Source organism: Sodalis glossinidius str. 'morsitans' (assembly GCF_000010085.1).
GTDB lineage: Bacteria > Pseudomonadota > Gammaproteobacteria > Enterobacterales > Enterobacteriaceae > Sodalis > Sodalis glossinidius.
This window is the reverse complement of the sequence record NC_007712.1, coordinates 1,431,057-1,443,961: the sequence shown is the minus strand read 5'-3', so window position 1 is coordinate 1,443,961 and position 12,905 is coordinate 1,431,057. Positions and strand designations below refer to the sequence as shown.

The 12,905-nt window shown below is 56.8% G+C and carries 11 protein-coding genes and 1 pseudogene; all 12 read right to left on the bottom strand.

Going from position 1 to position 12,905, the window contains the following annotated elements:
• Positions 1-28 precede the first annotated feature (28 nt).
• Positions 29-451, bottom strand: coding sequence for a colicin uptake protein TolR (gene tolR / locus SGP1_RS07560; protein ID WP_011410721.1), 423 nt, complete (start codon positions 449-451; stop codon positions 29-31).
• A 15-nt stretch (positions 452-466) separates the two neighbouring features.
• Entirely contained in the window at positions 467-1,144 is a 678-nt protein-coding gene (gene tolQ / locus SGP1_RS07555) for a Tol-Pal system protein TolQ (RefSeq protein ID WP_041866748.1), read from the bottom strand.
• 5 nt (positions 1,145-1,149) lie between these two features.
• The gene (ybgC, locus tag SGP1_RS07550) at positions 1,150-1,554 is read right to left on the bottom strand and encodes a tol-pal system-associated acyl-CoA thioesterase (RefSeq protein ID WP_011410719.1); all 405 of its coding nucleotides are present in this window, start codon (positions 1,552-1,554) and stop codon (positions 1,150-1,152) included.
• A gap of 131 nt (positions 1,555-1,685) precedes the next feature.
• A pseudogene (locus SGP1_RS26845) lies at positions 1,686-1,867 on the bottom strand (cyd operon YbgE family protein).
• A gap of 68 nt (positions 1,868-1,935) precedes the next feature.
• Entirely contained in the window at positions 1,936-2,049 is a 114-nt protein-coding gene (gene cydX / locus SGP1_RS25540) for a cytochrome bd-I oxidase subunit CydX (protein WP_070108744.1), read from the bottom strand.
• A gap of 16 nt (positions 2,050-2,065) precedes the next feature.
• Complete coding sequence (gene cydB, locus SGP1_RS07545; RefSeq protein ID WP_011410718.1) at positions 2,066-3,205, bottom strand: cytochrome d ubiquinol oxidase subunit II; 1,140 nt, start codon at positions 3,203-3,205, stop codon at positions 2,066-2,068.
• A 17-nt stretch (positions 3,206-3,222) separates the two neighbouring features.
• Positions 3,223-4,791, bottom strand: coding sequence for a cytochrome ubiquinol oxidase subunit I (gene cydA, locus SGP1_RS07540; RefSeq protein ID WP_011410717.1), 1,569 nt, complete (start codon positions 4,789-4,791; stop codon positions 3,223-3,225).
• 1,002 nt (positions 4,792-5,793) lie between these two features.
• Entirely contained in the window at positions 5,794-6,666 is an 873-nt protein-coding gene (gene sucD, locus SGP1_RS07535; protein ID WP_011410716.1) for a succinate--CoA ligase subunit alpha, read from the bottom strand.
• Positions 6,666-7,832 carry an ADP-forming succinate--CoA ligase subunit beta gene (gene sucC / locus SGP1_RS07530; protein ID WP_011410715.1) on the bottom strand — a complete coding sequence of 389 codons (1,167 nt, stop codon included), beginning with the start codon at positions 7,830-7,832 and terminating at the stop codon, positions 6,666-6,668. Before sucC ends, sucD begins: the two co-directional genes overlap by 1 nt.
• A 115-nt stretch (positions 7,833-7,947) precedes the next feature.
• Positions 7,948-9,138, bottom strand: coding sequence for a 2-oxoglutarate dehydrogenase complex dihydrolipoyllysine-residue succinyltransferase (gene odhB / locus SGP1_RS07525; RefSeq protein ID WP_011410714.1), 1,191 nt, complete (start codon positions 9,136-9,138; stop codon positions 7,948-7,950).
• Between the two features lie 15 nt (positions 9,139-9,153).
• On the bottom strand, positions 9,154-11,961 hold the full coding sequence (gene sucA / locus SGP1_RS07520) for a 2-oxoglutarate dehydrogenase E1 component (RefSeq protein WP_011410713.1): 2,808 nt from the start codon (positions 11,959-11,961) through the stop codon (positions 9,154-9,156).
• 223 nt (positions 11,962-12,184) lie between these two features.
• Positions 12,185-12,901, bottom strand: coding sequence for a succinate dehydrogenase iron-sulfur subunit (locus tag SGP1_RS07515; RefSeq protein WP_011410712.1), 717 nt, complete (start codon positions 12,899-12,901; stop codon positions 12,185-12,187).
• Between the last annotated feature and the right edge of the window lie 4 nt (positions 12,902-12,905).

Here is a 12,905-nt window from a genome sequence, read left to right as displayed (position 1 = left end):
GGAAATAGTACGCATCACGAGCCGACCGTCAGATAGGCTGCGTCATCAGACCGACCGACTTCACGCCGGCCTGATGCAACAAGTTCAGCGCATTGATGATCTCATCATAGGGCACGTCTTTGGCGCCGCCTATCAGAAACACCGTCTTGGGATTCGCGGTGAGGCGGGCGCGCGCTTCGGAAACCACCTGTTCGGAGGGCAATTGCTCCTGACGCTGATGATCGACCACCAGACTGTACTGGCCGATGCCGGAAACCTCGACAATCACCGGCGGATTATCATCGCTGCCGACAGTTTTGGAGTCGGTCGCATCCGGCAAATCCACCTCGACGCTCTGGGTAATAATCGGCGCCGTCGCCATAAAGATTAACACCAGCACCAGCAGCACATCGAGCAAGGAGACAATGTTAATCTCGGACTTGATTTCTCTGCGCGAGCGTCTTCTGGCCATGATTACCCCTCCTGCTTACTTGGCGCTATCGCTAGCGAAAGCCTGACGGTGCAGAATGGCGATGAACTCTTCAGTAAAGTTGTCGTAGTTCTGCTCAAGCTTGTTGACCCGCAGGCTCAGGCGATTGAAGGCCATGACCGCGGGAATGGCGGCAAACAAACCGATCGCGGTGGCGATAAGCGCTTCGGCTATCCCCGGCGCGACCATCTGCAGCGTAGCCTGTTTTACGGTGCCCAAGCCGATGAACGCGTGCATGATGCCCCACACGGTACCGAACAGACCAATGTACGGGCTGATGGAACCCACGGTACCAAGGAACGGGATATGGGTTTCCAGCGCTTCCAGTTCGCGGTTCATCGAAATACGCATAGCGCGGGAAGCGCCTTCTACCACCGCTTCAGGGGCGTGATTATTGGCGCGATGCAGGCGCGCGAACTCTTTAAAACCGGCGTAAAAGATCTGCTCGGAGCCGCTCAGGCTGTCGCGGCGCGTCAGGCTTTCCTGATACAGGCGGGATAATTCGATGCCGGACCAGAACTTGTCCTCAAAGGCTTCCGCTTCGCGCGCGGCGGAGGTCAGGATACGAGAGCGCTGGATAATGATGGCCCAGGACGCAATAGAAAAGCATATCAAAATCAGCATGATCAGTTTTACCAGAAAGCCCGCTTTCAGGAACAGATCAAAGATGTTCATGTCAGTCACTGCTTGAACTCCGCGACAAAAGACGTAGGAAGCGCAATCGGCTTCAATTGCTGTAGATCGACACATGCGATCACGACATCCGCCTGGCTGAGCAATTGTCCGTCAGCATTCAGGATGTGTTGTGCAAAGGTCAGGGAGGCGTGCTTGAGGGAGACGATTTCGCTTTCCACTTGCAGTAAATCGTCCAGGCGCGCAGGCGCAAAATACTCCACCGCCATGCGCCGCACCACGAACGCCACGTTCGCGCGCATAAGCGCGTGCTGATGAAAATTATGCTGGCGTAGCATTTCGGTGCGTGCGCGTTCATAGAAGGCGACGTAACGGGCATGGTAAACCACGCCACCGGCGTCGGTATCCTCGTAATAGACGCAAACCGGCCATTGGAAAAACGAAATACTCACTCCACCGTCCAACAACGCAAAAACAACGTTGCTTACTATACTCAAGACCTAACACGTTGGGAATGGGTAAGCCGGGGGAAAGAAAATATTTTAGGTCCCTTACATTGCGGGATTAAAGGACCGTAAAGTTATTAAGAGAATCTGTAAAGTAAGGCGGCGATCATAACCAACATCGCCGGCAACGGCAGAAAAACCAGACGCCTGTGCAAACCGCCCAAACGATAAAGATCTCCTGCCACCACGACAGCGTACTGGTCTGGGCCGCGAAGCGGGACAGCGACCAGAAAACGCAGCCGGCAAGCGTCAGGGCCATGACGAGGGAAAGCTCCCTCAGAGGGCGCTTGTCCGTCAGTCCGTACAAAAACGAGATAGCCTGCCCTGTTACTTCATGGCATCCTCGCCGCGGGTATCTTCCAAATGTTCAAGGGCCAGCGCGGTAATGATGCCGAAGGCACAGGCCAGCAGCGTTCCTAAAATCCAGGCGAAATACCACATAATTAAGCTCCTAAACTCAGTACAGCGAATGCGTGTTTTGTTCAATATGTTCTTTCGTGATGCGACCGAACATTTTGTAGTAACACCAAATGGTATAGAGCAGCACAATAGGCACGAAAATGATCGCCACCACGGTCATGACTTTCAGCGTCCCCAGGCTCGAGGTCGCATCCCACATGGTCAGGCTGGCATTCGGCATCGTGCTCGACGGCATGATGAACGGGAACAGCGTAATCCCCGCAGTCAGAATCACGCAGGCCACGGTTAGCGAGGAGCAAATGAAGGCCCAGGCGCTGCGCCCCGCACGGCTAAAGGCAATTGTTAGCAGCGGTAGCACCACGCCCAGCGCCGGCACGATCCATAATCCCGGATAGGCGTGGTAATTGGCCAGCCACGCCCCGGCCTGATGCGCCACTTCTTTGTGCAGCGGGTTGGACTGCGCGGCCCGGTCGATGACGGAGGTAACGGTAAAGCCGTCGATGCCGTAGACGACCCAAATACCGGCCAGTAGGAAGGTTAGCATCGTCACCAGCGCGGTAAGCTGGGTGATGCCGCGCATCCGCACCTGCAAATCGCCGCCCGTACGCATTTGCAGATAGGTGCCGCCCTGGGTCAGGAACATCGCCAAGCTGACGATGCCCGCCAGCAGGCCAAACGGGTTAAGCAACTGGAAGAAATTGCCGGTGTAATACAGGCGCAGATACTCGTCCACGTGGAACGGCACGCCCTGTAGCAGGTTACCAAATGCAACCCCTATCACCACCGGAGAAATAAAGCTGCCGATAAAGATCCCCCAGTCCCACAGATTGCGCCAGCGGGCGTCGTCGATTTTCGAGCGGTAGTCGAAACCGACCGGGCGGAAGAACAGCGAGGCCAACACCAGGATCATGGCGATATAAAAACCGGAGAACGCTGCGGCATACACCATGGGCCAGGAGGCGAACAACGCGCCGCCGGCGGTGATAAGCCATACCTGGTTGCCGTCCCAGTGCGGGGCGATGGTATTGATTATGACGCGGCGCTCGACGTCGCCGCGGCCAAACAGGCGCATCAGCATGCCGACGCCCATATCAAATCCGTCGGTGACGGCGAAACCGATGAGCAGCACGCCGATCAGTACCCACCAGACAACACGCAATACTTCGTAATCAAACATAGTCATTCGTTCCTGTATTACCGTGCGCTCACCGAGGAAATGGACGATTGCTCAAAATGGTAGTTGCCGGTTTTCAGACTGCTCGGTCCTAAGCGCGCGAATTTGAACATCAGATACATTTCCGCTACCAAAAACAGCGTATAGAGCCCGCAGATCAACCCAATCGAGAAGAGGATGTCGCCGGCGGTCAGGGTCGAGTTGGCGACAGAAGTCGGCAGAATTTCACCGATAGCCCAGGGCTGACGGCCATATTCAGCAATAAACCAGCCGGACTCGATGGCGATCCACGGCAGCGGAATCCCATAGAGCATCGCGCGGTGCAGCCAGCGCGGCTGACCGATACGGTTACGCAGGACGGTCCAGAAACAGGCGGCAATCAGCAGCAGCATCAGCACGCCGCAGCCCACCATGATACGGAAGGAGAAATACAGCGGCGCCACGCGCGGGATAGAATCGCTGGTTGCCTGCCGAACCTGCTGCTCGTTGGCCAGGGTAATGTCGTCTGTGTAGCGTTTCAGCAGCAGTCCATAACCCAGGTCTTGCTTACTGTTGTTGAACGCTTCGCGCACGGCAGGATCGGTGCTGCCTTCGCGTAACTGTTGCAGCAGGCTATAGGCCTTCATCCCGTTACGAATACGCACCTCATGCTGCGCCATCAGATCTTTCAGGCCGGTAATCTGGCGATTGGTGGAACGGGTCGCAATTATGCCCAGCGCATAAGGGATACGCACCGCGAAGTGGTTTGTCTGATCTTCCTGATTCGGCAGACCGAACAGGGTAAAGGAGGCCGGCGCCGGCTCGGTGTTCCACTCCGCCTCGATCGCCGCCAGCTTGGTTTTTTGCACATCGCCCATCTCGTAACCGGATTCATCCCCCAGCACGATGACCGACAGCACCGCCGCCATGCCGAAGGAGGCGGCGATGGCGAAGGAGCGTTTGGCGAAGGCGATATCGCGCCCTTTTAACAGGTAATAGGAGCTGATACCGAGGACAAACATCGCGCCGGTGCAGTAACCCGCGGCCACGGTATGCACGAATTTCACCTGCGCGACCGGATTAAGTACCAGATCAGCGAAGCTGACCATCTCCATACGCATGGTTTCGTAGTTGAAATCCGCCGCGATGGGATTTTGCATCCAGCCGTTGGCCACCAGGATCCACAGCGCGGACAAGTTGGAGCCAAGCGCCACCAGCCAGGTCACCGCCATATGCTGCACTTTGCCCAGGCGATCCCAGCCAAAGAAGAACAGGCCGACGAAGGTGGATTCAAGGAAAAAGGCCATCAACCCTTCAATGGCCAGCGGTGCGCCGAAGATATCGCCGACATAATGGGAGAAGTATGACCAGTTGGTACCGAACTGGAACTCCATGGTAAGACCAGTAGCCACGCCGAGGGCGAAGTTGATAGCGAACAACTTGCCCCAGAACTTGGTCATATCTTTATAGATCTGTTTACCCGACAGCACATAAACCGTTTCCATGATGGCCAGCAAAAACGCCATACCCAGCGTCAGCGGCACAAACAGGAAATGGTACATCGCCGTTAAAGCAAACTGTAATCGTGATAGTTCGACGACATCAAACATGATGACTCCTTGCTCCTCGCAGGAAGGACCCACATACGCCGCTACAGCCGTCCCTCGTGATTGGGTCAGCCGGAAAGGCACGGTGAATGATAAAGGCTTTATAGTTGTCATTAACCGCCTGCCGCCTCGGACCTTGAGGGGAAGAAGGGCAGCGGCGCCGCAGACGGATTAAAGAAATACCAACAGACCCGGTTGGGAATGCCCGTATAGTACCCCTCAATTTCCTCCGGATAAATATATTTTTTAGTGACGGAGGTATTAAAACCGCATAATGATCAATCGAGGGATAACGCCGCGTCGTCGCTGAAATTGCTCTGGCGCAAAAACGGCGCCGGCATAACCCGTCACGCGCAGAGAAATATTTATTTAACGCAATGTTTTGCCCGCTTTGTTAAATATTGGTAGCCAAAAAAAATCAAATCCGGCGAAATGTTGCTAAAGTGTAATTAATAAAATATGGTGTTAAAAGTAAATGAAAATAATAGCGGGAAATATTCGTTTCTGCGCGGTAGCGTTATTTATTATGTGCATTGCGCGATAGTGCGTGTTTATTAATATAGTATCCACAACGGTCATCATACCGTCATTTTTGTCACTTAGCGTTATTTCCGGCGCTTTAAATGCAACCCGTTGCTCACCTCATGCCAGATCCTTTGGCTGACGGCGTATAACGCCAACGTCGTCTTGCATCATCAGGCGTAACGACCGCAGCCGGCGTATAAGGCAGACTTTATCTCAGTATAAGTCAGCATCAGCCACTGCCTATTTCTCTGCCACTGCTTCTTCCTCTGCCTCAGTATAAGCTTCAGCATTAACATAAGCCTTCAGCACCCGCATCCGCATCAGACTCAGCCCTTCTTTGCCGGGCAATGGACGAAAAAACCGCTCCCATTGTGCCGTTATGGCAATAAAAAAGCTGCCCGCAGGCAGCCTTGATGCAATGTCATCACCGCGCCCCCCCCGGGCGCGCGGCGTCAGTGCGTCCTCTTTCGAGGGACCAACTCAGTTCGGTAAAATAAACTTCAGCGCTTCACCGATATCGGCCAGGCTGCGCACGGTCTTAACACCCGCGGCCTCCAGGGCGGCGAATTTTTCATCCGCCGTGCCCTTGCTGCCCGCGATAATCGCGCCGGCATGGCCCATCCGTTTCCCCTTCGGCGCCGTGACGCCGGCGATATAACCCACCACCGGTTTGGTGACGTGATCCTTGATATAAGCGGCGGCCTCTTCTTCCGCGCTGCCGCCGATTTCGCCTATCATCACGATAGCTTCCGTCTGCGGATCCTCTTCAAACAGCTTCAGGATGTCAATGAAGTTCGAGCCGGGGATCGGGTCGCCGCCGATGCCCACGCAGCTGGACTGCCCGAGGCCGGTGTCAGTGGTCTGCTTCACCACTTCATAGGTCAGGGTGCCGGAACGGGAAACGATACCCACCCGACCAGGCTGATGGATATGCCCCGGCATAATACCGATTTTGCATTCTCCCGGGGTGATAACGCCCGGGCAGTTCGGCCCGATCATGCGCGCCTTGCTTTGCTCAAGCTTGGCTTTCACCGTCAGCATATCCAGCGTCGGGATGCCTTCGGTGATGCAGATAATCAGCTCTATGCCGGCATCGATCGCCTCAAGAATCGAGTCCTTGCAGAACGGCGCCGGCACGTATATAACCGATGCCGTGGCGCCGGTTTTGTCAACCGCTTCGCGCACGGTATTGAATACCGGCAAACCGAGATGCTCGGTACCGCCTTTGCCGGGCGTGACGCCGCCGACCATTTGGGTGCCGTAGGCCAGCGCCTGCTCGGAGTGGAAGGTCCCCTGGCTGCCGGTAAAACCCTGGCAAATGACTTTGGTGTTTTTATCAATCAAAATAGACATTACTTACCCTCCACCGCGGCGACAACCTGTTGAGCCGCGTCGGTCAGACTTGTGGCGGCGATAATGTTCAGCCCGCTGTCCGCCAATCGCTTGGCGCCCAGTTCGGCATTATTCCCTTCCAGACGCACTACCACGGGGACACTGACGCCAACCTCGGATACCGCGCCGATGATGCCGTCGGCAATCAAATCGCAGCGAACAATACCGCCGAAAATATTAACCAGCACCGCTTTCACCTTCTCATCCGACAGGATTATCTTGAATGCTTCGGTCACGCGCTCCTTAGTGGCGCCGCCGCCCACGTCAAGGAAGTTGGCCGGTTCGCCGCCGTGCAGTTTGACGATATCCATCGTCCCCATCGCCAGGCCGGCCCCGTTCACCATACAGCCGATGTTGCCGTCCAGCGCCACATAGTTCAGCTCCAACTGGGTGGCGTGCGCTTCGCGTTCGTCTTCCTGGCTGTGATCGCGCATCTCGCGCAGCTCCGGCTGGCGGAACAACGCGTTACCGTCGGCGCTCAATTTGCCGTCAAGGCAGATAAGATCGCCGGCGCCGGTAATCACCAGCGGGTTGATTTCCACCAGCGCCAGATCGCGCTCTAAGAACAGCGTCGCCAGACCCATAAAAATTTTGCTGAACTGAGAAACCTGCTTGCCGCTCAGGCCCAGTTTAAACGCCAGCTCGCGGCCCTGATAAGGCTGCGGGCCGGTGAGCGGGTCCAGAGCCACTTTATGAATCAGGTGCGGCGTCTCTTCCGCCACCTTTTCAATCTCCACGCCCCCTTCGGTGGACGCCATAAATACCACGCGGCGCGTGCCGCGATCGACGACCACGCCCAGATAAAGCTCCTTGGCAATATCGGTGGCCACTTCCACCAGAATCTGATTGACCGGTTGGCCCAGAGCGTCCGTCTGATAGGTCACCAGACGCTTGCCCAGCCACTGCTCCGCGAAAGCGCGGATCTCTTCTTTCAACTTCACCACTTTCACGCCGCCGGATTTACCGCGGCCGCCCGCATGCACCTGGCATTTCACCACCCAGGGGCCGGCGCCGATTTTCGAGGCGGACTCTTCCGCTTCACGCAGCGTATTGCAGGCGTAACCCGTCGGGGCAGGCAGACCATACCGAGCAAACAGCTGTTTTGCCTGATATTCATGTAAATTCATGATGTTGTTTCCATCTTCGTCTGGAGAGTGTCAGCGGCGCTGCGTCGCGTCGCCGTAATTCGGCACCAAAGCCGTTGATCTGGGGCGGCGGCATTGGATCCGCCGCCGTCATGCGCTAAACGTCCAGCAGCAGGCGAGTAGGATCTTCCAGCATCTCTTTCACTGTCACCAGGAAACTGACGGATTCTTTTCCGTCGATAAGCCTGTGGTCATAAGACAGCGCCAGATACATCATCGGCAGAATAACCACCTGCTCTCCTACCGCCATCGGCCGATCCTTAATGGCATGCATGCCTAGGATCGCGCTTTGCGGCGGGTTGATGATGGGCGTCGACATCAACGAACCGAAGACGCCGCCGTTGGTAATGGTAAAGTTACCGCCGGTCAGCTCCTCGACTTTCAGTTTCCCGTCGCGGCCCTTAATAGCCAGTTCCTTGATTTTCTTCTCGATATCGGCCATGCCCAGCGCATCGATATCCTTCAGTACCGGCGTCACCAGGCCGCGAGGCGTGGATACCGCGATGCTGACGTCAAAATAGTTGTGGTAAACCACATCTTCGCCATCGATAGACGCGTTCACTTCCGGGAAACGTTTCAACGCCTCCAGTACCGCTTTGATATAGAAGGACATGAAGCCCAGGCGGATACCGTGGCGCTTTTCAAACGCGTCGCCGTACTGCTTGCGCAAATCCATCACCGGCTGCATGTTCACCTCATTGAAGGTGGTCAACATGGCGGTGCTGTTTTTCGCTTCCAGCAGACGTTCGGCCACGCGTTTGCGCAGGCGGGTCATCGGCACGCGTTTTTCGCTGCGATTGCGCAGCGCCGGCGCCGGAGCGGCGTTCTGGCGGCCAGCGATATGTTTTTCGACGTCTTCGCGGGTCAGACGTTCGCCCACGCCGCTGCCTTTAATAGCCTCGGGATTAAGATCGTGCTCGGCGATGAGGCGGCGGATGGCCGGGCTCAGCGCGTCGTTGCTTCCCTCTTCCAGACCCGCGGTATGGCGCTGAGCCGGCGTGGACTCCTGGCTCTGGGACTTCTCTGTCATCGCCTGGCCGGTGCTGTCGCCCGGGCGCAGGCGCCCCAGCACTTGACGGGCGGTCACGGTAGCGCCTTCGTCTTCCAATAATGTTTCCAGAACGCCGGCTTTAGGGGCGGGAACTTCCAGCACCACTTTGTCGGTTTCAATCTCGACCAGCACTTCATCACGCTGAATACTGTCACCGGGCTTTTTATGCCAGGTGGCGACGGTGGCATCCGCTACCGACTCAGGCAGGTCTGGAACCAGAATATCTACGCTACTCATTCTCTATCCTTATTGTTAATTAACGTTCAGCGCGTCGTTGACCAGATTTTTCTGCTGGGTCTGGTGCACGGACAAATACCCCACCGCCGGCGAGGCGGAAGCCGGACGGCCCGCATAATTCAGTGCGGCGCCTGCGGATATCACTTCGCGGAAATGGTGCTGGCTGCAATACCAGGCGCCCTGATTCTGCGGCTCTTCCTGGCACCAGACGAAATCGTCAACATGCGCATAGGGGGCCAGCGCCTCCCGAACCGCCTGCAGCGGGAACGGATAGAGCTGCTCAATACGCACGATGGCCACGTCTTGCTGCCCGTTTTTACGCCGTTGATCCAAGAGATCATAGTAGACTTTGCCGGAACACATCACGACGCGTTTAACGCCCTGCGGGTCGATATCGTCCACTTCGCCAATGGCGGGCTGGAACATGCTGTTGGCCAATTCATCAAGCGACGAGATAGCCAGAGGATGGCGCAGCAGCGACTTGGGCGACATGACAATCAGCGGCCGGCGCATATTGCGCAGCGCCTGACGGCGGAGCATATGATAGACCTGCGCCGGCGTCGACGGGACGCAGACCTGCATATTTTGTTCCGCACACAGTTGGAGATAGCGCTCCAGACGGGCGGAGGAGTGCTCCGGTCCCTGCCCTTCATAGCCGTGGGGCAGCAGCATCACCAGCCCGCACATCCGTCCCCATTTCTGCTCCCCGGAACTGATAAATTGATCGATAACTACCTGGGCGCCGTTGGCGAAGTCGCCAAACTGCGCTTCCCAAATTACCAAAGTGCGCGGCTCGGCGGTGGCGTAACCGTATTCAAACGCCAGCACCGCCTCCTCCGACAACACCGAGTCCCAAACACGGAAGCTGCCCTGACCGTTGTGGACATTGGCCAACGGAGTGTAGCTGGAGCCATTCTTCTGGTTATGCACCACCGCGTGGCGATGGAAGAACGTGCCGCGGGCGGTGTCCTCTCCCGACAGGCGGATGGGGATCCCCTCATCCACCAGCGTGGCGTAAGCCAGCGTCTCGGCGCCGCCCCAATCGAAAAGCTTTTCACCGTGCGCCATCGCAGCGCGATCGTGATAAATCTTGGCTACCCGCGGCTGCATTTCGACGCCGGCCGGCACTTCGCTGATGCGGTGCGCCAGCGCCTGCAAACGCTTACTTTCCACCTGGCTGGGGTAGTCTTCGTCCCAGTCATGATTGAGATAGCGCTGCCAGGCGAAGGAGTGCATATTCATCTGCCGCCACTCTTTCACCACGCACTCGCCCTGATCCAGCGCGTCGCGGAACACATTGACCTGTTCAGTGGCGTCGGCGAGAGTGATAATGCCGTCGCGCTCCAGGCGGTCGGCATAGATCTTGCGCGGCGTCGGGTGTTTTTTAATTTTCTGGTACATCAGCGGCTGGGTGGCGCTCGGCTCATCGGCCTCGTTATGGCCGTGGCGGCGATAGCACACCAAATCGATCATGACGTCGCGCTTGAAGGTATTGCGGAAATCCAACGCCACGCGGGTGACGAACGCTACCGCTTCGGGATCATCGGCGTTGACGTGGAAAATCGGCGCCTGCACCATCTTGGCGATATCGGTACAGTACTGGGTAGAGCGCGCGTCGTTAGGATTCGAGGTGGTGAAACCCACCTGGTTATTGATAACGACACGCACCGTCCCGCCCACGTCGTAACCGCGCACCTTGGACATGTTCAGCGTTTCCTGGACCACGCCCTGGCCGCTGATAGCGGCATCGCCGTGCAGCGTGATCGGCAGTACCATACTGCTGCTCTGCTCATCCAGCCGGTCGATACGTGCGCGAACCGAGCCCATGACCACCGGGCTTACGATCTCAAGATGGGAGGGGTTGAACTCCAACGCCAGATGCACCAGCCCGCCCTCGGTTTCGACGTCGGAGGAGAAGCCCTGATGGTACTTCACGTCACCGGTGCCCAAGTGCTCTTTATGCTTGCCAGCGAACTCGTCGAACAGGTCCTGCGGCTTCTTGCCCAGCACATTGACCAGCACGTTCAGGCGGCCGCGATGTGCCATGCCTAGCACCACTTCCCGCGTACCGTTGCTGCCGGCATAGCGCACCATCTCTTTTAACATCGGAATCAGCGCATCGCCGCCTTCCAGCGAGAAGCGCTTAGCGCCCGGGAACTTGGCGCCCAGATAGCGTTCAATCCCTTCCGCCGCGGTCAGCTCGGCGAGAAAACGCGTTTTCTCGTCGCGGCTGAAACTCGGCTGTCCCACCACCGACTCGATACGCTGCTGGATCCAGCGTTTTTCTTCAGTATTGGTGATGTGCATATACTCGGCGCCGATGGCGCCGCAATAGGTCTTTTTCAGCGCCTCATACAAATCCGCCAGTTTCATGGTGTCGCGACCGATGGCGAACGACCCCACGTTGAAAGTTTCCTGGGAATCAGCCTCGGTGAGGTTATGGAAAGCAGGATCAAGATCGGGAACCGTTTCCTGTTTCCACAGCTCCAGAGGATCCAGATTGGCATGCTGATGCCCGCGGAAACGGAAAGCATTGATGAGCTGCAGGACTTTCACCTGCTTTGAATCGATATCCGGATCGTTGACCGAGGCGGTATAGCGTGTGGCATCTTTCGCCAGATGGCAGAAGTATTCCCGCGTTTTGGAGTGGAGGTGATCGGGGCTGACGCCCGCGGTCGGTAGCTGTTTAAATATTGCACGCCAGCTCGCATCGACAGAGTCAGGATCCGTCAAAAAATCTTCATAGAGCTGCTCTATGTAGGACTGGTTTGCGCCCGCCAGATAGGAGGAATCCAGCCAGGCCTTCATTGCGCCGTTCTGCATCATGATCCCTTAAGCTTGTTAAGCTTCAGTTTTCGCCGTGGTTAACCCGTAATCGGATAACATATAAGCGGTTCAGCCAGCGGATTACCCCTGAGAGGTCATCTTTGCCGAAGGAACCTTTGAAAAGCAGCTGGCCGCGGGGCCCGGGCCCACTAACCGTTTTTCAAAGGCTTCCTGCACTGCCCCCCGACTGCTACAGCGAACGGGGAGCAGATTGCGCCCGTCAGGCGCTATAGTTCACCAGCATACTCTTGATATGACCGATAGCCTTGGTGGGGTTAAGCCCTTTGGGGCATACGCTGACACAATTCATGATGCTGTGACAGCGGAAAACGCTGAAAGCGTCGTTCAGATCATCCAACCGCACCTGCTGATGGGTGTCGCGGTTGTCGATAAGGAAACGATAGGAAGCAAGAAGCCCCGCCGGCCCGATAAATTTATCGGGGTTCCACCAGAAAGACGGGCAGGACGTGGAACAGCAGGCGCAGAGAATACATTCATATAGCCCGTCCAGCTTGGCGCGCTGTTCCGGCGATTGCAGATGCTCACGCGCCGGCGGGTTGCGGCCGCTGTTTATCAAGAAGGGCTTAATCTTCTCGTACTGGGCGTAGAACTGCCCCATATCCACCACCAAATCGCGGATGACCGGCAGCCCGGGCAGCGGGCGAATGACGACTTTATGGTCGCCCTTGCGCAACATCGACAGCGGCGTTATGCACGCCAAACCGTTTTTGCCGTTCATATTGACGCCGTCTGAGCCACAAACCCCCTCACGGCAGGAGCGGCGGAACGACAGGCTTGGATCCTGCTCTTTAAGCTGGATTAAGGCATCCAGCAGCATCATATCGCGCCCCTCTTCCACGGTGAGGGTGTAGTCCTGCATGCGCGGCTTATCGTCGACATCGGGATTGTAGCGATAGATGGAAAATTCAACCTTCATGATT